General features: G+C 59.0%; 17 protein-coding genes. 7 read left to right on the plus strand and 10 right to left on the minus strand.

The genetic code is table 11. From position 1 onward, the window contains the following. From ABI171_RS00270 to xylA, 5 genes are all read right to left on the minus strand, one after another. Nucleotides 1-825: sugar ABC transporter permease (locus ABI171_RS00270; protein ID WP_348090619.1), on the minus strand; the 825-nt coding region annotated here is incomplete at its 3' end. After that, nucleotides 822-2,402: a D-xylose ABC transporter ATP-binding protein gene (xylG, locus tag ABI171_RS00275; RefSeq protein WP_348090620.1), complete on the minus strand. Its 1,581-nt coding sequence runs from the start codon at nt 2,400-2,402 to the stop codon at nt 822-824. The genes ABI171_RS00270 and xylG, both read right to left, overlap by 4 nt. Nucleotides 2,403-2,485: 83 nt before the next feature. Further along, a complete protein-coding gene (gene xylF, locus ABI171_RS00280; RefSeq protein ID WP_348090621.1) occupies nt 2,486-3,502 on the minus strand; it encodes a D-xylose ABC transporter substrate-binding protein in 1,017 nt (338 codons plus the stop codon). Between the two features lie 95 nt (nt 3,503-3,597). Continuing rightward, nucleotides 3,598-5,100: a xylulokinase gene (gene xylB, locus ABI171_RS00285; protein ID WP_348090622.1), complete on the minus strand. Its 1,503-nt coding sequence runs from the start codon at nt 5,098-5,100 to the stop codon at nt 3,598-3,600. Nucleotides 5,101-5,102: 2 nt separating this feature from the next. Then, complete coding sequence (xylA, locus tag ABI171_RS00290) at nt 5,103-6,419, minus strand: xylose isomerase (protein WP_348090623.1); 1,317 nt, start codon at nt 6,417-6,419, stop codon at nt 5,103-5,105. Between the two features lie 290 nt (nt 6,420-6,709). Between xylA and ABI171_RS00295 the strand changes: the two genes are divergently transcribed. The 5 genes from ABI171_RS00295 to ABI171_RS00315 all read left to right on the plus strand — a co-directional run bounded on the left by ABI171_RS00295 (nt 6,710) and on the right by ABI171_RS00315 (nt 12,093). Continuing rightward, nucleotides 6,710-7,954 carry a DNA-binding transcriptional regulator gene (locus tag ABI171_RS00295; RefSeq protein ID WP_348090624.1) on the plus strand — a complete coding sequence of 415 codons (1,245 nt, stop codon included), beginning with the start codon at nt 6,710-6,712 and terminating at the stop codon, nt 7,952-7,954. After that, nucleotides 7,951-9,018, plus strand: a complete 1,068-nt coding sequence (locus ABI171_RS00300; protein ID WP_348090625.1) for an aldose epimerase family protein — start codon at nt 7,951-7,953, stop codon at nt 9,016-9,018. The genes ABI171_RS00295 and ABI171_RS00300 overlap by 4 nt, the downstream gene beginning before the upstream one ends. 229 nt (nt 9,019-9,247) lie before the next feature. Beyond that, nucleotides 9,248-10,063, plus strand: coding sequence for a creatininase family protein (locus ABI171_RS00305; RefSeq protein ID WP_348090626.1), 816 nt, complete (start codon nt 9,248-9,250; stop codon nt 10,061-10,063). Nucleotides 10,064-10,120: 57 nt separating this feature from the next. After that, the gene (locus tag ABI171_RS00310; protein WP_348090627.1) at nt 10,121-11,329 is read left to right on the plus strand and encodes a YncE family protein; all 1,209 of its coding nucleotides are present in this window, start codon (nt 10,121-10,123) and stop codon (nt 11,327-11,329) included. 248 nt (nt 11,330-11,577) lie between these two features. Beyond that, nucleotides 11,578-12,093: a hypothetical protein gene (locus ABI171_RS00315; protein ID WP_348090628.1), complete on the plus strand. Its 516-nt coding sequence runs from the start codon at nt 11,578-11,580 to the stop codon at nt 12,091-12,093. An 8-nt stretch (nt 12,094-12,101) separates the two neighbouring features. On the opposite strand, the gene ABI171_RS00320 is transcribed toward ABI171_RS00315, so the two are convergent. The 3 genes from ABI171_RS00320 to ABI171_RS00330 all read right to left on the minus strand — a co-directional run bounded on the left by ABI171_RS00320 (nt 12,102) and on the right by ABI171_RS00330 (nt 16,281). After that, nucleotides 12,102-12,674: a GNAT family N-acetyltransferase gene (locus tag ABI171_RS00320; protein WP_348090629.1), complete on the minus strand. Its 573-nt coding sequence runs from the start codon at nt 12,672-12,674 to the stop codon at nt 12,102-12,104. Between the two features lie 36 nt (nt 12,675-12,710). Next, a complete protein-coding gene (locus tag ABI171_RS00325) occupies nt 12,711-13,736 on the minus strand; it encodes a YcaO-like family protein (RefSeq protein ID WP_348090630.1) in 1,026 nt (341 codons plus the stop codon). Nucleotides 13,737-14,088: 352 nt separating this feature from the next. After that, nucleotides 14,089-16,281 (minus strand): phospholipase C, phosphocholine-specific, encoded by a 2,193-nt coding sequence (locus tag ABI171_RS00330; RefSeq protein ID WP_348090631.1) that lies wholly within the window; start codon nt 16,279-16,281, stop codon nt 14,089-14,091. A 101-nt stretch (nt 16,282-16,382) separates the two neighbouring features. Between ABI171_RS00330 and ABI171_RS00335 the strand changes: the two genes are divergently transcribed. Both ABI171_RS00335 and ABI171_RS00340 read left to right on the plus strand, forming a co-directional pair. Further along, nucleotides 16,383-16,649, plus strand: coding sequence for a hypothetical protein (locus ABI171_RS00335; protein ID WP_348090632.1), 267 nt, complete (start codon nt 16,383-16,385; stop codon nt 16,647-16,649). A 222-nt stretch (nt 16,650-16,871) separates the two neighbouring features. Further along, complete coding sequence (locus ABI171_RS00340) at nt 16,872-18,440, plus strand: hypothetical protein (protein WP_348090633.1); 1,569 nt, start codon at nt 16,872-16,874, stop codon at nt 18,438-18,440. On the opposite strand, the gene ABI171_RS00345 is transcribed toward ABI171_RS00340, so the two are convergent. After that, nucleotides 18,413-19,102: a response regulator transcription factor gene (locus tag ABI171_RS00345; protein WP_348090634.1), complete on the minus strand. Its 690-nt coding sequence runs from the start codon at nt 19,100-19,102 to the stop codon at nt 18,413-18,415. The two genes, ABI171_RS00340 and ABI171_RS00345, sit on opposite strands and share 28 nt — an antisense overlap. A gap of 167 nt (nt 19,103-19,269) precedes the next feature. Then, entirely contained in the window at nt 19,270-20,082 is an 813-nt protein-coding gene (locus tag ABI171_RS00350; RefSeq protein ID WP_348090635.1) for an OmpA family protein, read from the minus strand. Between the last annotated feature and the right edge of the window lie 3 nt (nt 20,083-20,085).

Below are 20,085 nucleotides of genomic sequence, written 5' to 3' on the forward strand. Positions count from 1 at the left end.
GCGGGTCGCTTCCATATTGCTGCCGACCGAATAGATGCGGCGGCCGAACACGGTTTGCGTGGTGATGTAGCTGAACAGGCCGAGCAAGGCCAGCAGCAGCAGGACCGGCACCGGGATGCCATCGTAAGTGTTAAGCGTGCGCACAAAAGCCAGCAGGATCGCGCCGATCGCCAGGACGCGCAACGCATCGCGCCACAACGGAGGCACCGGCAAGGCATGCTGCTGGCGGTTGCTGCGCTGGCGCCACGTCAATCCCAATGCCAGCGCAAACAGGCCGAGGCCGAGCGCGATGCCGAGTTGCGGCGGCAGATAGCCCTGCCCCAGATACACCATGCCGCTGGAAACCGGGGCGATGGTCAGGCCACCGGTGACGCCTAGCAAAATCCCGCGGAACGCCAGCATGCCGCCGAGGCCGACGATGAACGAAGGGATCCGCATATAGGCGGTCAGGTAGCCGTTGAACAGGCCGAAGCACAGCCCCAGCACCAGCACCAGCGCCAGATTGAGCGGCAGCGGCAGATGATGGGTCACATCCAGCACGGCGGCGACGCCGCCCAGCAAGCCGAGCATCGAGCCGACAGAGAGATCGATTTCACCGCCGATAATCACCAGCACCATGCCGCAGGCAAGGATGCCGGTAATCGACATCTGGCGCAGCAGGTTGGACAGGTTGCGCGGCGTGACAAAGCCGCCTTCGGTTTTCCAGCTGAAGAAAGCCCAGATAATGGCGATGGCAATCAGCAAGGCCATGATTTTGTATTGCCGGAACAATTGCTTGATGTTGATTGCACCAAGATTGATTGCGCCCATGTTGCTTGCACTCATAATGATTCCTGAAGATGACCGGCGCTTGCGGCCTGTTGTGACGCCAGATACTGCGACGACTGGTCGATGGCCGCGGCCAAGACGGTTTCCTGGCTCAAACCCTGGTTGATGAAGTTACCGCGCAGCTTGCCTTCGCCGATCACCAGCACCCGGTCGGAGACGCCCAGCACTTCGGCCAGTTCGGAAGAGACCATGATGATCGCCACGCCCTGCCGCGCCAGTTCCGCCATCAGCCGGTAGATCTCCGCCTTGGCGCCGACGTCGACGCCGCGTGTCGGTTCGTCCAGGATCAGCACCCTGGGCCGCGCCAGCAGCATCTTCGCCAGCACCGCCTTTTGCTGGTTACCGCCGGAAAGGCTGGTGATCGGCAGGAACGGGCTGGCGGTCTTCAACTGCAGGCGGGATATTTCGCCATTGACGGTTTTCAGCTCGGCGGCGGCGTCGATGCGGCCATGGCGCGAAAAATCCTTGAGGATGGTCAGCGTGATGTTCTGGCCGACATTCAGGTCCGGTACGATGCCATGCTGCTTGCGGTCTTCCGGCACCATGCACAGGCCGAGCCGGATCGATTTCAGCGGCGTGCCGGTATCGACCTTGACGCCATCCAGCCAGACTTCGCCCATGCTACAGCCGGGATAGGCGCCGAACAGGGCCGATACCAGTTCGGTGCGGCCGGCGCCGACCAGCCCGGCGACGCCCAGGATTTCCCCACGCCGCAAGGTGAAGGAGATGTCGTCCACTCTTTTACGCTGTGGATTCTCTGCATCGTAGCAGGTGATATTGCGCGCTTCGAACATCACTTCGCCGATCTCATGTTCCTGGTCCGGGTACATGGCGGTGATTTCGCGGCCCACCATCTGCGTGATGATCTGGTCGACATTGAGCGCATGCATGGGCGTAGTGGCGATGTGCTTGCCATCGCGGATGACCGCCACCGTATCGCAGACCGCCGCCACCTCGTCCAGCTTGTGGGAAATATAAACACACGCCACGCCCTTGGCCTTGAGGTCGCGGATGATATCCAACAGGACTGCGATCTCGGATGCGGTCAGCGATGACGACGGTTCATCCAGAATCAGCAGCTTGGCCCGTTTGTTGAGCGCCTTGGCGATTTCCACCAGTTGCTGGTGGCCGCCGCCGTATTGCATGACCGGCAGCGCCACATTCATGTCTGGCATTTTCAGCTCACGCATGAGTTCGCCGGCGCGCTTGTACATGGCGGGATAATTCATGCGGCCGCCCGGCAAGGTGATTTCGTGACCCATGAAAATATTTTCCGCTACCGACAACTCCTGCACCAGCATCAGTTCCTGGTGGATGATGATGATGCCGGCGGCCTCGGTGTCGCGCAGCGATTGCGATTTCAGGGGCCGGCCTTGCCACAGGATTTCGCCCTGCCAGCTATCGTGCGGATAGACGCCGGAGAGGACTTTCATCAACGTGGATTTGCCTGCACCGTTTTCGCCGCACAGGCCCAGGCATTCGCCGGCCCTGACCTTGATGGCTATGCCGTCGAGCGCGCGGACGCCGCCGAAATCCTTGACGATGTCGCGCATTTCCAGCAAATAGTCGGACATGTAAATCTCTCGCAGTAGTCGAATGGACGGGCGGTGCCAGATCCTGCACCGCCCGCTCTGTCAGTTCATACGGCTGCGAAGCCTTACTTGCTGCTGATCTGCGCCTGTGTATAGAAGCCGTCGGTCACCAGGATGTTGACATTGGCGCTGGTGAGCGTGGTTGGCTTGAGCAGGATGGTGTCGACCTTCTTGACGCCGTTTTCATACTGAGAGTTGTAGGCAGGTTTTTCGTTGCGCGCCAGTTGCACCGACATTTTTGCTGCTTCCGAGGCAATCAGGTTGAGCGGTTTATAAACCGTCATCGACTGCGTGCCGGCGATCACACGCTTGACCGCGGCGAGGTCGGCATCCTGTCCTGAGACCGGTACTTTGCCTGCCATCTTTTGCGAAGCCAGCGCCTGGATCGCGCCGCCGGCGGTGCCGTCGTTGGAGGCGACGATGGCGTCGATCTTGTTATTGTTGGCGGTCAAGGCATTTTCCACAATGGACAAGGCCTCTGTCGCGCTCCAGTCCTTGACCCATTGCTGGCCGACGATCTTGATGTCGCCCCTGTCGATGGATGGCTTGAGCACCTTCATCTGGCCTTCGCGCAGCATCTTGGCGTTGTTGTCGGTGGGCGAGCCGCCGAGCAGATAGTAATTGCCTTTAGGCGCGGCCTTGAGCACGCCTTCGGCTTGCATCTCACCGACTTTTTCATTATCGAAGGAGATGTAGGCGTCAATGTCGGCGTTGAGGATCAGGCGGTCATACGACACTACCTTGATGCCGGCTTTCTTGGCTTCCTTGACTGTATTGGTCAACACCGTGGCGTTGAACGGCACGATCACGATGACGTCGACGCCGCGTGAAATCAGGTTCTCGATCTGTGAAATCTGCCGTTGCTCGCTGGCGTCGGCCGATTGCACGAATACCTTGGCGCCCAGCTTGTCGGCGGCGGCGATGAAGAAATCGCGGTCGCGGGCCCAACGTTCAACCCGCAGGTCGTCTATCGAAAAACCGATCTTGGGATTCTTGGCGTCAGCCATGGCAGCCGAGCTGGTGAGTGAAAACACCGCTAACGACATCAATGTCAGCAGGCTTTTTTTCATAATCTTGTTCATTGCATGGTCTCCAATCATTCGTTTTTAGTTAACTTCGTATGGTGCTGCTAGATGGACTACTGCTGCTACAGGTGCTACAGATTGCGCTCGACATCTCATACTGAAAAAACAGGTAACAATTGCTGATACAACAGCGAAAATTTCTTGCGTCGCTGCGCATATTGCGCATGACGTTGCGGGTTCGGGACGTAGGCGGCAATCTGCTGCGGCACCGGACATATTTCACTCAAGGAAGCGTGATCGCCACTATTAGCGGCGACGCCAATACGCGCCAGCCGCGCAGCACCCAGCGCCGGACCGACATCGCCACCCTGCCGCCGCACCAGCCGCCGGCCGGTAATATCGGCCAGCATCTGCGCCCAGAAGGCACTGCGCGAGCCGCCGCCGATGAGTGTTATTTCTTCGGCGGCGACGCCGCAGCCGTCGACCGCGTCCATGCCGTCGCAGAGGCCGAAGCCGACACCTTCCAGAGTCGCCAGCGCCAAGTCGGCGCGCGTGGTGCCGGCGCGCATGCCAAAAAATACGCCTTGCGCGTCGGGATTGTTATGCGGTGTGCGCTCGCCGTTCAGATAGGGCAGGAACAAAGGCGCATCGATTGAGATATCTTCAGCGCCACGCAGTTCGGCATCTGCCAGCAGCGCCGCGACGTCGGCGTAACCAGTCAGCTGTGCGCTGAAATCCAGGCAGGCTGCGGCTGACAATATGACCGACATCAAATGCCAGGTGGCGGGCAAGGCATGGCAGAAACTGTGGACGGCGCGTTCGGGATTGGCGTGAAAGCCGTCGCAGGCAGCGAAATACACGCCCGAGGTGCCGAGCGAAAGCATGGCTTGTCCGGGGCGGACGATGCCGACGCCGATCGCTCCGGCGGCATTGTCGCCAGCGCCGGCCACCACCGGTATCTGCCGCAATCCCCAGCGTTGCGCCAGTTCCGCTTTCAGAACACCGGTGATTTGGGTGCCCTCGTACAGCGCCGGCATATGCGCGCGGGTCAGGCCGGTTGCCCACAACAATTCCTCGCTCCAGTCGCGTTTGCCGACGTCCAGCCACATGGTGCCGGCGGCGTCCGACATGTCGCTGGCGTAGTCGCCGGTAAGCTGAAAACGCAACCAGTCCTTGGGCAGCAGCACCTTGGCGATCTGTTCGAATACGCGCGGTTCATGTCGCGCCAGCCACAACAGCTTGGGGGCGGTGAAGCCAGGCATCATCAGGTTGCCGGTAATCTTTCGGGCCGTCGGCACGCGCCGCTCCAGCTCCGTGCACTCGGCAAACGAACGGCCATCGTTCCACAGGATCGCCGGCCGCAACACCTGTCCCGCACGGTCCAGCACGGTGGCGCCGTGCATCTGGCCGGCAAGGCCGATGGCTTCGATGGCGCCGGCGGCAATCCCCTGCCCTTGCGCTGCCGCCAGCAACGCCTTCACTGCCCGCTCGCAGGCAGCCCACCAGCCGGCAGGATCCTGTTCGCGCCACAGGACGTTTTGCGGCGCTTGCGGCAATAATGACAAGGGCTGGCTGGCGCTCGCCAGCACCCGGCCCTGACGGTCCAACAAAATCGCCTTGACACCGGAGGTGCCTAAATCAATGCCGATGAACATGATCAGCCGAAGATGGCGCGGTTGACCAGGTTTTCCAGCATTTCCTGGCGGCCGCTGACGGCTTGCGGATTGAGCTGCCTGGCGAAAGCCTGTTCGGCGATATCGCCCAGGCTCAGTTTGCCGCTCAGCATCTCCTGGCCGAAACTGCCGTCCCAGCCAGCGTAGCGCTCGGCCTTGAATTTTTCCAGCAGATCGTTTTCGATCATGCCGGCGGCGCGTTCCAGCGACAACGCCAGCACATCCATGGCGCCGACATGGCCGTGGAACAGGTCGACCTCGTCCAGGCTTTGACGACGCACCTTGGAGTCGAAGTTGTAGCCGCCGTTGGTGAAGCCGCCGGCCTTCAGGATTTCATAAGTGGCCAGGGTCAGCTCTTCGACGCTGTTGGGAAATTGATCGGTATCCCAGCCGTTCTGCGGATCGCCGCGGTTGGCGTCGATGCTGCCGAGGATGCCGAGCGAGGCGGCGGTGGCGATTTCGTGGTGAAAACTATGGCCGGCCAGGGTCGCATGGTTGGCTTCGATATTTACCTTGATCTCGTGTTCCAGACCGTATTGCTTGAGAAAACCATAGACGGTCGCGCTGTCGTAATCGTATTGATGCTTGGTCGGCTCCTGCGGCTTCGGTTCGATCAGCAATGTGCCTTTGAAGCCGATCTTGTGTTTGTGCTCCACCACCAGGCGCATGAAACGGCCGAGCTGTTCGCGTTCGCGCTTGAGATCGGTATTGAGCAAGGTTTCATAGCCTTCGCGGCCGCCCCACAACACATAGTTGGCGCCGCCCAGGCGCTGGGTCGCGTTCATCGCGGTGAACACCTGCGCCGCGGCGTAGGCAAACAGTTCCGGATTGGGATTGCTGGCCGCGCCGGAGGCAAAGCGCGGATTGCTGAAGCAGTTGGCGGTGCCCCACAGCAGGCGGACGCCGGTCTGTTCCTGCTTGCGCTCCAGCACGTCCAGCATCTGCGCAAAATTGTTACGGTATTCGGCCAGACTGGCGCCTTCCGGCGCGACGTCGGTGTCGTGGAAGGTGTAATAGTCGATGCCCAGCTTGGTGAAAAATTCGAAAGCGGCGTCGGCCTTCTTGTGCGCCATCTCCATGGCGTCGCCGCCTTCATGCCAGGGACGACGGAAGGTGCCGGCGCCGAACACGTCGGAGCCGGGCCAGACGAAGCTATGCCAGTAGCAGGCCGCCATGCGCAAGTGCTCACGCATCGGCTTGCCCAGCACCAGTTTGTTGGAATCGTAGTGACGAAAAGCCAACGGCGTTTGCGCTTGCTTTCCCTCAAATTTTATCGGTTCAACGGCGGGGAAATAGTTCATCGGTAAGCTCCAGTCGGATAGTGGCGCGGGCTCTGTTGCCAAGGCATGGGCTCGCTGTGGTGGTGTGGCGCCATACTAGCAACCGCTGCCGGCGCTCCACAATTACGAAATCCACCAAGCGCAGTAGCGATTCTTTCTATTGCAGGTGCACAAAAGGGTAATTGGGCTGACGCCCGGGGGCGGCGCTCGGTACAATCAGGATCAGCCGGCAGCCCCTCTGGATGGAAACCCGCCAGTGATAAATTGACAAGCAGTCCGGGCGCATGCTTGCAGCAATCAGGAGACGCAGGATGACAAAAATACCGGCCGTGCACCGTATCGCCCTTCTGTTCAACGGCAACAAGATTTTCGACCGCGACATCATCGCCGGCATCGGTGAGTACCTGAGCAGCACGCGCGCTTCCTGGGACCTGTTCCTGGAAGAGGATTTCCGCTGCCGCCTGCAAGGCATCGAACGCTGGCAGGGCCACGGCATCATCGCCGACTTCGACGATCCGGCGGCTTGCGAAGCGCTGGCGCGGGTCAGCCTGCCGGTGGTGGCGGTGGGCGGATCGTATGCCGATGAAGGCGACTATCCGCCGGAAATGCCCTACGTTGCGACCGATAATTTCAAACTGGTCAAACTGGCCTACGATCATTTGATTGAAGCCGGTTTGCGCCGTTTTGCCTGCTTCAGCCTGCCCGAGGCGGCGGTAAACCGCTGGGCCCAGGAACGCGAAAAAGCATTCGCCACGCTGATGCAGCGCGACGGCATGCAGGGCGAAATCTATCGCGGCGTCGGCACCAGCGCGCCGTCCTGGGACACCGCGGTGGAACAGCAGATCGCCTGGCTGCAGACCTTGCCCAAGCCGGTCGGCATCATCGCCGTCAGCGATGCCCGTGCGCGGCAGTTGCTGCAGGCTTGCCTGTGCGCCGGCATCGCCGTGCCGGAGCAAGTGGCGCTGATCGGCATCGACAACGATCCGCTAGCGCGCATCCTGACCCGGGTGCCGCTCAGCTCGGTGATCCAGGGCACGCGCGAGATGGGCCGCAGCGCCGCCCATTTGCTGCATCAGATGCTGCATGGCGCACGCCTGGCCGGCACCCGCATCCTGGTGCCGCCGGCCGGCATCAACGTGCTGGCGTCAAGCCGCCACGAAGCGCTCAACCATCCGCATGTGATGCAGGCCATGCATTTCATCCGCCAGTACGCTTGCCAGGGTATCAAGACCGAACAGGTCGCCGATTATGTCGGCGTCTCGCGCTCGTCGCTGGAATGGTATTTCCGCCGCGAGCTGGGACGTAGCGTGCACGATGAAATCCTGCGCTTCAAGCTGGACGCCGCCAAGAGCATGCTGGAGAATCACGGGCAGGATGGTGGGAATGGGCAGGAAGCACGCAGCATCGCAGAAATCGCCGTCAGTTGCGGCTTCACTTCGGTGCAATACATGCACGCGGTGTTCAAGCGCGAGCTGGCTTGCACTCCGCGCGAATACCAGGACCGGATGGCTGTCGCCGTCCTGACAGACAACACAGAAAAGAACCAAGCGATATGACTCACGCCACAATCACCAGCACCGCCGCCGACCATGGCGTCACACTCTATACGCTGCGCAATGCGCATGACATGCGAGTCACCATCAGCGACCGCGGCGCCACCCTGATCTCATGGTGGGCGCCCGACCGTTATGGCCGTGTGGCCGACATCCTGCTGGGTTATCCGGATTGCGAAGGCTATCAAAGCAACCAGCCCTATTTCGGCGGCCTGATCGGACGCTGGGGCAACCGTATCGCCAATGGCCGCTTTACGCTGGACGGCGCCGATTACCTGGTCGATCGCAACGAAGGAAATAATCATTTGCATGGCGGCGACGCCGGCTTTCATCTGGCGCCCTGGCGAGCCAGCGTCGAGCCAGAAGGTTTGCGGCTGACGCTGGAATCGGCGGAAGGCGACGCCGGCTATCCCGGCAACCTGCAGGTATCGGTGTTGTATAGCCTGGACGACGACGGCCGTCTCGGCATCGACTACAGCGCCAGCAGCGATGCGCCGACGCCGCTCAACCTGACTTCGCATGGCTACTTCAACCTGAACGGCGGCAGCGCCGACATCTACGACCACATCCTGGCCATCGCCGCCGATCAGTATCTGCAAGTTGATACCCGGCTGATTCCGACGGAGGCTGCCACGGTCGCCGGCAGTGCCTTCGATTTCCGCCAGCCGGCGCCTATCGGGCCGCGCCTGGCCTGGCCCGATGCGCAACTCAAGGTAGCTGGCGGCTTCGATCATTGCTATTGCTTGCGACCGCAACATCCTGGCTTGCATGCGCCAGGCCAAAGCCGCAGCGTGCAGCCCTTGAGAGAAGTGGCGACCGTCTACGATCCGGGTTCCGGCCGCCAGCTGTCGGTCTCGACCACCGAGAACGGCTTGCAGTTCTATAGTGGAAATTTTATGGCCGGGGTAAAAGGCAGGGGCGCGAACGCCTATGCGAAGCATGATGGCTTTTGCCTGGAAGCGCAGGCTTATCCCAACCAGATCAACGGCCCCGATGCGGAAGCGGTGATACTGCGGCCAGGCCAGGTGTACCGGCAAACCACGACCTATCAGCTGACAGTGCGATAATCGCCGCACGCGCCAGTGAACCAACTGTTTCGGCTTGTGTCTCAAGAGCGTCGGATAACCGGCAGCAGCGGATTGCCCTTGATGAGAGCGGAAGTGGCGGGCATGCGCTACACTAGCCGCAGATATCAGATTGACAACCCCACTTTCCTGCAAGGGCTGGCGCCAAACCGCAACCAACGCTTTCGCTACTGTCTTTCAAAAAACACAGGCATCACGATCAGGACCATTCATGCGCCCCCTCCTACGATTCACCTTTGCATCCGCCATACTTGTCACCGCAAGCTACGCGGCCCTGGCGCAAACGCCTAAAACCGTCTTCCTGGAAGACCTGACCTGGACCGAATTGCGCGATCAGATCCAGGCCGGCAAGAACACCATCATCATCCCTATCGGCGGCACCGAACAGAGCGGACCGGATGTCGCGGTCGGCAAACACAACGCGCGAGTCAAGGTGCTGTCGCAACGCATCGCCGAAGGACTCGGCAATGCGCTGGTGGCGCCGGTGATTGCTTATGTACCGGAGGGTGGCTACGCGCCGCCGACATCGCACATGCGCTTTCCCGGCACCATCACCGTGAGCGACGATGTGTTTGAAAAGACCCTGGCGTCCGCCGCCAACAGTTTCAAGGTCCACGGCTTCAAGAACGTGGTCTTTCTCGGCGATCACGGCGGCTACCAGAATGACGTCAAACAGGTCGTGGCGCAGCTGAACAAGGCTTGGTCTGGCTCGCCTGCGCGCGCCTTCGTGCCGCCGGAATACTATGACGCCAGCTCCGACGGCTATGCAAAGATCCTGCGCCAGCACGGTATCCGCGACGACGAAATCGGCACCCACGCCGGCCTGGCGGACACCTCGCTGCAGTTGGCGGTAGCGCCGCAGATGGTACGCCAGGAACGCTTGAAGAATGCGCCAAAAATGGGGCTGGCGGATGGCGTCTATGGCGGCGATCCGCGCCGCTCCAGCGCTGAACTCGGTCAGCTCGGCATCGATGTGATCGTCTCGCGCACCATCGCCGCCGTCAAAAAAGATACTACAGGGCGCTGATGCATCCACATCGCGCCACCCAGATTCAATACGCTCCACTTGATTAAAGGAATAGTCATGCAATTCTTGTCTCATCTTTGCTCCCATCGCCTGTCACGCATGGCGCTGGCCGTCGGCATCGCCGCCGGCGCGTGCTTTGCCGGCATTGTCTCTGCCGCCCCGGCTGCTGCGGCAACAGCGGCCGCGCCAGCCGTGACCACGGTGCCCGGCATGCCGCCGGTGGTCAATCCGGCCAACCTCTACAGCGAAGCGGCCGCCGGCCATTTCAGCCCTGCCGTGGCAGGCGCATTGCAGCGCGTGTACGTACCGAACCTGCGCTCGAATGAAGTCTATGTCATCGATCCGGCGACGCTCAAGGTGGTCGACAAATACAAGGTCGGTTACAGCCCGCAGCACGTGGTGCCGTCCTGGGACCTGAAAACCCTGTGGGTGGCGAACAACGCCGAAGGCCGGCCCGACGGCAGCCTGACGCCGATCGACCCGAAGACCGGCAAGCCGGGCAAGGAAGTGATGGTCGACGATCCTTACAATATGTATTTCACCCCCGACGGCAAGGAAGCCATCGTGGTGGTCGAAGCCCACGCCCGGCTGGATTTGCGCGATGCGCATACGATGGCGCTGAAGTCGAGCATTGAAGTGCCGCAGTGCAAAGGCATCAACCATGCCGATTTCTCGATCGACGGCAAGTATGCGCTGTTCACCTGCGAATTCGAAGGCAGCCTGGCCAAGATCGACATGGTGAACCACAAGGTGGTCGGCTATCTGCAGCTGGCCAAGAAAGGCATGCCACAGGATATCCGCATCTCGCCGGACGGCAAGGTGTTCTATGTCGCCGACATGATGGCTGACGGCGTGTTCGTGGTGGATGGCGAAAGCTTCACCAAGATCGATTTCATCAAGACCGGCATCGGCACCCACGGCTTGTATCCGAGCCGTGACGGCAGCAAGCTGTATGTCGCCAATCGCGGCTCCAACAAGGTGCACGGACCGCGCCACGGCAAAGGCAGCGTCTCGGTGATCGACTTCGCTACGCGCAAGGTGCTGAACACCTGGCCGATCCCTGGCGGCGGCAGCCCGGACATGGGCAATGTCAGCGCCGACGGCAAGATGCTGTGGCTGTCGGGCCGCTTTGACGATGTCGTTTATGCCATCGATACCACCAGCGGCGAGGTCAAATCGATCCCGGTCGGGATGGAGCCGCATGGCCTCACCGTCTGGCCGCAACCAGGCCGCTACTCGCTGGGCCATACCGGCAACATGCGCTAAGCGCCAACGCCCTGGCGCCGATACACACAGTTCTGCAAGCAGGCGCGCCATCTTGGTGCGCCTGCTTTACCGGGCCGGCCCCATCCGCCGCTCCGCAAGACCCCTCTCATACGTCATCCAACTCCCCCATAAGCCGATTTACGGCTACGCACGTCAACCTGTTTGCGCCATTCTGCGTTTAATCCACTTGCAGCCGTTAATTACCTGCGGCGACGTCGAATTTTAAAAACAGCGGAAAACAACATTCTATGGATATTCAGAAAGCACGCGACTGGGCCGACTTTCTCCTCAAATCCGTGGCGACCATTGCGATTATTGCAGGCGGCTTGTGGGGTGTTTACCGGTTCTCCGCAGTTGGCAGCAACGACATCAATATCCAGGTATTGGTGTCGGCCGAGACACAGGCGTATTCAGCCACGCAGAGCTTGCTGGTGATTCACGTCAAGCCGAAGAACATAGGCAAAGTCACAGTCAGGCCGGGCGAAGACGGTTTGCTGGTCACCGTCAGGAAAATTCCCGGCGACGCCAAGGACGGCATCATGCGGCTGGATGCCCTGCCGCTGGTGTATAGCACCGATCTCTTGAAACGCTATCTCGACGGCTACGAAATCGAGCCGGGCGCAGAGTACGATGAAATCATGACGATCGTGGTGCCCAAGGGCTCCGTGTATGCGGTCAGGGCCGAGCTCGATCTCGGTAATGAAGACGAAGTCGACCACACCACCGTGGTGCGCGCAGAGCCCGCCGACGGCGCTGTCAAATAACGCTGTATTCAGTTAAAGTCCAGCCGGTAGAAATCCGTCAATTCATGCTTGGGATTCGGTCCCATCCAATACCAGCCGTGCCTTTCATAGGCCATTAGCGCGCGCAGATTGGTTTTGCTGGCGGTCAGCACGGCGCCGTTGCAGCCGGCATTGATCAGCGTGTCTTCGACAAAGCGGTGCAACTGGTCGAATACGCCGATGCCGCGATATTCCGGGATCAGGTAAAACAGGTGCACATAGCCCAGCTTCTCCCAATCGGAAAAGCCGCGAAATTCCAGCTGGCCGACAATGCGCCCGGCGTGCCACACATGGAAGTAAAACCAGCCGGCATCGTCCTTGCGTTGTTCAAGTTTATCGCGGTAGATGTGGCCGTCCGCTCCGGCTTCCTTGTGGAACTCTTGGTCCGAACCAAAACTGCAAACGAAGGAATCAAGCCTGAATTTCAACGCCCGTTCGAAGTTACTGTTGAGGTCGATTTTTTTATATTGGATATCCATGTGTCCCGGACCTTCTCGAACATTCTGCCATTCACCCTGGCCGGCGGTGCCTGCCAGCGGCTCTTCACCGAGCCATGACAACACATTAACTCTGATGACGCCGCTGGTAAAGTCCAACGCTCAGAAAAACGGATCAGGAATGTGCCCGGTCGATTTATAAGCATGCCGCATCTGATTTCTGGTCAAGGCTTCATCGGTCAATACCCTGACCAGCACGAAATCCTGCCATCGTCCCAGCGCAACATAGTGGATATCGTCCAGCCGTCTGAACGCCAGCCCCAGGATTTCCTTGAAACCGTCGGCTTTACGGACTGCGCCGGAAACTGCTGTTACCTTCGACGCCAGATGCGCGTGCATCGCGGCTGCGCTGGCGCCGCGCAGGTATGCCACCCTGGCGATGGTTTCTGCAACCTTGCCATGGAAAGCCGGATTGCCGTCGACCGGCGAGAACAAACCTTTGACAAAAAATTTCGCCGATAGCTGCAAAGCCTCGCTCCGCGCATGATCGAAGGCATCGTAAAACCGACATTTGACCGAGGAGCCACAAAAAAAACAATCCTGCGTGGCCGAGCTCAGCACCGCCAGCACGAAGGGCAAGCGATTGTCTGTGGTGTAGTAGGAAATGCGATAACCGTTCTCCAGGTATTCCGTCCTGTCGAGCTGCACCAGCGACTGTTCCGCGTACCACATCGACAGCAATACATGCTGTTCCACCAGCTCCAGGCTGGCGTGTTCGATGGCTCGCGCGAGATCGCGGTGCAAGCCCAGCCCGGTGGCGGCTGCTTCGGTGTCTTTTTCCCGCAGCAGCAATTGTTGCGGGAAATAAGGGCCGGCCTGGCCGCTACGAAACAGATAGCGGCCCACGACATCGCCGGTAATCTGTTTGCCGTCGCACAGTGAATGCGCCGCCAGCATTCTTTCGAGTATTTCGCAGCACGAGCCATACACTGCGGCATCCAGTTCTTTCCGGGCCGCATGTCCGAAATAGGCGTGCTCCTCATGACCGCCGCGCGTAAACCTGACGGCGCTCTCGACGCAATGCAACCGGGTGTCGAGGGGATGCGTGAAGCAGGTGCTGTGCACCGGTATGCCGAAGAACTCATGCTGCAGGACTTCAAGGCGGGATTCAATCAACTCAGGCAGCATGCTATTTTATGACTCCCGAATCTCCGGCAGATTCCAGGCAAGCGCATATCGGGAGCGTTAGCTCCATGCCTGCTGATCGGACATCGAATGCTGGATGCCGGGTACCGGATGCATTCAAATTGTCTTTCCTGCCATATTGCGTATCCGGCCAGAGTAACAGCCCTGTTTTCATGAAACAACTGACAAATTTGATAGTTGCGCAGCGCGGCCGGCGTTAAATCCTGATAGCCGAAATAGAAAAAGGCCTATTTTGGATAGGCCCTTTTCTTGTTCAACTTGGCAACGCTGTTCACCTGAATCACCGGCGAATCCACCGGTTGCCGCCTTGGCGTACTTCAGGCGTACTTCGGTTTTACGTCAATGCCATCGCCGGATCGCTAACGCTGTGGGCACCGGTTTCCATACGGCCGGCAAACCGCCGGCTAAAGCCGCCGACGGCCACTGTCGCCGTAAAGTCGTACCAGCAGCCCTGGCTGCCGACCGGCCAGTGCTGGTCAAGCTGCATGCCGGCTGGAACGTGGAAGGTCCACGGTCCGGCTTTGCGGTAGGCATTGGGCTTGACGGTGACGACGCAAGATTTTTCGCCGCGGTTCATCATGGTCAGGCAGATCTGCTTGCTGAACAAATCGTAGCTCAGTTTCACTTCCGGCACTGCGGTGTCGTCTGCATCCAGCGAGGAAAGATTGCCCTGGAAAGCGCGGTGGAAGCCGTTCGGTCCGAGCACCCACAGATCGTAGGCGCCACGGTCCGCGCCCAGGTCCCAGTTGTCCTGCCATTCCTTGCCGGCTTCCAGCGCATAACGGCGCGGCACGCGGTCCAGGTGCAGGCGGTCGTAGACATGGAACACTGCGGCCGCCCTGCCGGTATTGCGGAAGGTCAGCACGATATCGTTGCGGCGAACGTGGGTACGGGCATTGACGTGCAATTCATAAGGCAAGGCGCGCGATGGCCGGACGCCGGCGGACTGCATCGGAAATACTTGCGTGCCTTCGGATGGCAAGGCGACTTGCTGCAGCTTTTCTTGCGCGGCGCGCACCGCGTCCGCTTCCGCCTTGCTGCGTTTCGGCAGCGTCGGCAAGACTTCATTGTTCGGATTGACGAAATTGAAGGCCGATAGCAAATCGCCGCAGACCGCTTTGCGGTAAGGGCTGATATTGTCTTCCTTGACATGGAAGCGGGCTTCGAGGAAGCGCAAGACCGAGGTGTGATCGAACACTTGCGAGTTGACCCAGCCGCCGCGGCTCCATGGCGACACCACATACATCGGCACCCGCGGTCCCGGGCCGTAGGGCCGATTTTCGTAGGTGGTGGAAGCCTTGCTTGAAAAATACTCGCCGTCGGTGGAAATGGTGGAATGGCCGGCCAGCTGACCATCCTGATAGCCTGGCGCGCAAGGTGGCGGCACGTGATCGAAGAAACCATCGTTCTCGTCGAAGTTGATCAGCAGGACAGTTTTGCTCCACACCGCAGGATTGGCGGTCAGCGCATTGAGCACTTCCTGTATATACCAAGCACCCTGCACCGGGCTGGACGGACCAGGGTGTTCGCTATAGGTGGCAGGCGCCACGATCCAGGATATTTGCGGCAAGGTGCCGGCGCCGATGTCTTCTTTCAGCGACGCCAGGAAGCCGCCGTCCGGCATGGTGTTGCCGACACCCTTGAACAGCGGGTTGGCAGCGTCATCGCTCGCCTGCCAGGCCGGGAAAGGCGCACCGGCGTTGTCGCCGCCGGCGACGTTGCCACGCAGTTCATTCGATTGCCGGTAGGCGACAAAACCGGCCAGCGGATTGTCGGTGAAATTGTCCGGCATGTTCTGGTAAACCTTCCACGACACGCCCTGCTTTTGCAGCCGCTCGGGATAGGTTTTCCAGCTGTAGCTGGTGGCATCGGTAGAAGGCTCCAGGTGATCCTGGCTGTTATCGATAACCGGGCCGCCCTTGTCGCCGGCCGGATTATTGGTGCCCGCCCAATGGAACAGGCGATTGGTGTTGGTGCCGCCGTGGAACGAGCAATGGTAGGCGTCGCATACCGTGAAAGCATTCGCCAGCGCAAACTGGAAATCCAGTTCGGCCGAGGTGTAGTAACCCATCGACTGTGTTTGCTTGTAGGTCGGCCAACTGTTCATCCGGCCCAGATCCCAGGCTTCCTGCGCATTGTCATAATTATGCGGCGTGCCGTTGACGCGCTGGGCGTTGCCGAGCTTGCTGTCCAGATGGTAAGGCAGGACCACACGCGATTGCTTGCTGCTGTTGGTGTAGGTCTGCTGCATCACGTTGCGATTGCCGGCCAGCGGAATCGGGAAACGGTCGGCGAAGCCGCGCACGCCATGCAAGGTGCCGAAGTAGTGGTCGAAAGAACGGTTTTCCTGCATCAGGATGACTACATGCTCGACGTCGCGGATCGTGCCGGTCTTGTTGTTGGCAGGGATCGCTAGCGCCTTGCGGATCGCTTCCGGGAAGGCCGCATTGGCGCTGACGGAATAGGCGGTGGCGGCAATGGTGGCGCCGGCGGTGCGCAAGAAATGGCGGCGGTTCTTGATGGTCATGGTTGTCCTGTTCTTTCCTGGGGTGGGCATCTCTGGGACGGGAATTTACGGCGGCACGCGGTGCTCGCTTCTACTGCCGGACGATGCGAGCGGATGGGGAAATGCAATCGGTCTTCGGCAGTTTTTTCGATCTCGATCATGCAATTGGCACTGGCGAAATTTTTGAATGGACGAAGTATCGCGTTCAAATATTTCAGGCGTATGAAGGTTCTGTGACCAATTTGTCACGATTGCGACCGGCATCTGAAAACCGCCGCGCTGACAGAGGAAAGGGCAACCTGTATTTGCCAGAAAAAAGTGCAAATGGACGGCCTGAGACGGTGACGAATTTTCCCTGCGATCCGATCCAGGTTTGTTACGGTCGTTAGGCGGTCGTTACCGCGCCGTTACGTTACGTGTAACGTAACGGCGCCAACGATTATTGAAGCTTTTCCGTCTTCATCCCGATTGTGCACCGGTCTTTCATGGCGATTCCAAGGCCGAAATACAAACCTCACCGTCTTCGGACAGACGTATTCCGCTGGCATGTTCTTTGCTGCGAGACCAAGAAGGCGAAATTTGTTCACGCAGCAGACTACCTTGCGTAGCGAATGTTGAATCGATTCTCCGTCGCTGATGATATGAATTTTTTGGTTTTATCTTTGCTGAATGAACCAACTCTGTTGAAGAGCCATCCACATCATAAAGAGAAAATGCATACCTCATCCCGCGAAATACCTGACATTGATCCCGCATATGCAGGCTTCAAAGTCGCTCGTGACGGCTTCATCTTTTATCAAGACTCCCCGCTGTACCTGCCGCCAAAGGAAAGAGGCGCGCTCAAGCTGTTGCTTCAAGCCTGGCCGACATTCGTGTCAAAAAGCGATTTCAACCAGTGCCTATGGGCGGGACGCATGTCTGATGAAAGTCTTGCACGCTGCATGACGCAACTACGCCACGCGCTTTCGCATCTTGGCGTTATGCAGATCGACTCTTTATATGGACTAGGCTATCGCCTGACAGTTTTGTCGGATAAAGTGGACCAGCCGGCGCCAACACAAGCTCTTCCTGCGATTCGCCAACCAGATACGGCAACAATTCATCCAGCGCTGACGAGGGCTTGCGCCTACGCACAGCAGTTGCTCGAAAACCAATCAGCGGCGGGGTTCGACCAGGCGGAATCAACCATCAGGGAAGTCATCTCCCATGCCCCCGGCTATATGAACGCTAAATTGGTATTGGCGCAATGCATTGCCGGTAAAATCAGTTGCGGGCTGGAGGTAAATCCCGCGCTGGTCGAAGACGCGTGGCAGCTCCTGGCGTTGGTTGCAGATGCTGCACCTGAGACGCCAGGACTGCAATCGCAAATGGGCCATCTGCTTGATTGCAAATGGCGTTTCGGTGAAGCCAGGATCATGCATGAACAGGCGTTGCGCCTGACGCCGGAAGACGCCGTTGCCTATTTTCATCACGGCTTGCATTTGCTGGCGACCAATGCGCCCGCCGAGGCTGTCACCGCGTTTCGCTGCGCAGTCGAGCTGAATCCGTTTTCACCGAACTTATCACTCATGCTCATGCGCGCAATGGCTCTCTGCGGCGTCGATCCGGCCGATATTGTCATACAGGCCCGCAACACCTGCCGCATCTATCCGGAGAGCCAGCAAGCCTACGTATACTTGCTCCATGCGCTAGCCACCAACGATCCGCAACCCGAATTTGCACACGCTGCCCGCCAGATAACGCTGAGCAATGCTTCGGGAGTGTTCTGGGGAGGAAAAATATCTTACATACTCGCGCGTTGCAATGACCAGGCCGGGGCACTGGATATCATTGCAGCGCAATCGACAAAAACCGCTAACATGCGCGCGATGCATGCCCCGGCCTTGATCGCCATGGGGCGTATCGATCAAGCCATGGCGCTAATCAAGGAAGCCACCTACAGCGGCTGCGGCCCATTGCCGCTGTTAATGAATGCATTGGAAAACGCGGAGCTGAAGCGGCATTCGCAATATGCCGCTGTGCATGCCAGTGTATTCCGGCTTATGCCGGCGGCGGCCACATATGCAGCTTTGTCCGCCTCATCGGCAGGCGACGGCACCTGCACCGTCAACCCACAAGATCAGGACATGCAGTCGTTTTCTACAAAAGACACTTATGTACAGACTTGCGCCAACCTGTAGCCATACCTGTACAACGGTGCCAGTCTGTAGCCGTTTTTAGGTATGAGCTGCAACTTGCTTCGCACGCGCGATATGTGCGTATCCATGGTACGGGAAGGAATAGTTATGTCACGCGACCAGACGGCTTCGAGTATCTGTTCGCGCGAAAGAGGCAGGTCAATATGGCGAAAGAACAGCAGGGCCAGTTGAAATTCCTTCGGCGTCGTTTCGATTACCTTGGCGTCGCAAGTCAGCACCTGCGTTCGCGGATCAAACAGATATCCTTTGAACAGCACTTGCTCTCCTTCGATTTCGACCGGATACATGCGCCGCGCCAAAGCCTCTACCCGCGTCACCAGCTCTCCGGGCGTGATCGGCTTGATCAGGTAACTGTCGGCGCCGGCGGTCAGCGCTTCGACAATGTCCTCTTCGTTGGATCGAGAAGTAATGAACATGACCGGAATGGTGTGCGAGTGCTTTTCTCTGACCCAATGCAAGACGTCGATGCCGCTCAAGTCCGGAACTTTCCAGTCAAGAATCAGCATATCGTAGTGCTCCCGGCTCACCCTCCTCACCAACTCCTTCCCAGATTGAAATGCATGGCAAACGTGACCGCAAGCTGAAAGCACCTTGCAGATCAAACCGGTTTGACTGATGTCATCATCGAGGACGGCAATTTTCATATCTTTCCAACCCGATCCGATTGCTGCCTCATCTCCACCCAAGGCCTCCAGCAGAGACACATGGCACACATGATGCGCAGATCATCTGCTCAGACATCGGGACGGGCCGTATGTCTTCGACAAAATCGAGACTATCAAGGTCATGCAAACAGACTCCGCTCTCCCGCTTAACGCTTTTCGCCAGAGACGTCTATCGTCACGCGGCGGTCGGGTTGCAGGCAATTGATGATCGCTGCCGTTTTCCCCGCCGGACATTGGGTGACTGGCTGGCTCGCTCCCATGCCTTGGATACTGAATACACCCGGATCGATGCCCCGCCCTACCAGATAGTCGCGCACGGTGGCGGCGCGCGCCAGCGAAAGCGTCTGGTTCGATTCGGGCGAGCCGATGCGATCGGCATAGCCAGTCACCATGATCGCGCTTAGACTCACATAGCCGGATTTGATCCTGGCTGCCAGATCACCCAGCGCGGTGCGGCCGGCCGGCAAGATGCTGTCCAGGCTGGATTTTGCGAACGGGAACAGAGTATCCACGGACAAAGCGAATTTTTCCGGGCCTCTTGCGACGACGTCCGGCTTAACCAGTATTTCAGGCGCAGCTGGCTTTTTCAGAAAATCAGCGCATACCGGGTCTTTCCAGTAAGTTGCCTTTACCAGCTTGTGTTCGTCGAATTGCACCTGATACTGGCAGCTGACGAATTCATTGCCTTTGCCGGTATGGAAATTGAAAATGTAATTCCATTTTCGGACACCGAATACACCCTCGCTGAAATGCGGCTCCTGCAGCAAGGCATACATCTGGCTCTTGCTGAGCCCGGGCCCAACCTGGCGCAGATTATCGATATTGACGAATGTGCCTTCTTTCAGGGAGGCGCTGTCTCGGTCCGGGAATTTCACCGCATCGTCATCCGCAGCAAGCGCATGCAAGCTTGCAAACGTCAAGCATATTCCACCGAGCAGGCCTATCAGTTTATGGTTCATTTC

The organism is Collimonas sp., from assembly GCF_039923675.1.
Classification (GTDB): Bacteria; Pseudomonadota; Gammaproteobacteria; order Burkholderiales; family Burkholderiaceae_D; genus Collimonas.

Excerpts from the sequence above, each read along its gene's own strand:
- xylG (WP_348090620.1), bottom strand. The coding sequence starts at position 2,402 with ATGTCCGACTATTTGCTGGAAATGCGCGACATCGTCAAGGATTTCGGC.
- xylF (WP_348090621.1), bottom strand. The coding sequence starts at position 3,502 with ATGAACAAGATTATGAAAAAAAGCCTGCTGACATTGATGTCGTTAGCG.
- xylB (WP_348090622.1), bottom strand. The coding sequence starts at position 5,100 with ATGTTCATCGGCATTGATTTAGGCACCTCCGGTGTCAAGGCGATTTTG.
- xylA (WP_348090623.1), bottom strand. The coding sequence starts at position 6,419 with ATGAACTATTTCCCCGCCGTTGAACCGATAAAATTTGAGGGAAAGCAA.
- ABI171_RS00295 (WP_348090624.1), top strand. The coding sequence starts at position 6,710 with ATGACAAAAATACCGGCCGTGCACCGTATCGCCCTTCTGTTCAACGGC.
- ABI171_RS00300 (WP_348090625.1), top strand. The coding sequence starts at position 7,951 with ATGACTCACGCCACAATCACCAGCACCGCCGCCGACCATGGCGTCACA.
- ABI171_RS00305 (WP_348090626.1), top strand. The coding sequence starts at position 9,248 with ATGCGCCCCCTCCTACGATTCACCTTTGCATCCGCCATACTTGTCACC.
- ABI171_RS00310 (WP_348090627.1), top strand. The coding sequence starts at position 10,121 with ATGCAATTCTTGTCTCATCTTTGCTCCCATCGCCTGTCACGCATGGCG.
- ABI171_RS00315 (WP_348090628.1), top strand. The coding sequence starts at position 11,578 with ATGGATATTCAGAAAGCACGCGACTGGGCCGACTTTCTCCTCAAATCC.
- ABI171_RS00325 (WP_348090630.1), bottom strand. The coding sequence starts at position 13,736 with ATGCTGCCTGAGTTGATTGAATCCCGCCTTGAAGTCCTGCAGCATGAG.
- ABI171_RS00330 (WP_348090631.1), bottom strand. The coding sequence starts at position 16,281 with ATGACCATCAAGAACCGCCGCCATTTCTTGCGCACCGCCGGCGCCACC.
- ABI171_RS00335 (WP_348090632.1), top strand. The coding sequence starts at position 16,383 with ATGCAATCGGTCTTCGGCAGTTTTTTCGATCTCGATCATGCAATTGGC.
- ABI171_RS00340 (WP_348090633.1), top strand. The coding sequence starts at position 16,872 with ATGTTGAATCGATTCTCCGTCGCTGATGATATGAATTTTTTGGTTTTA.
- ABI171_RS00345 (WP_348090634.1), bottom strand. The coding sequence starts at position 19,102 with ATGAAAATTGCCGTCCTCGATGATGACATCAGTCAAACCGGTTTGATC.
- ABI171_RS00350 (WP_348090635.1), bottom strand. The coding sequence starts at position 20,082 with ATGAACCATAAACTGATAGGCCTGCTCGGTGGAATATGCTTGACGTTT.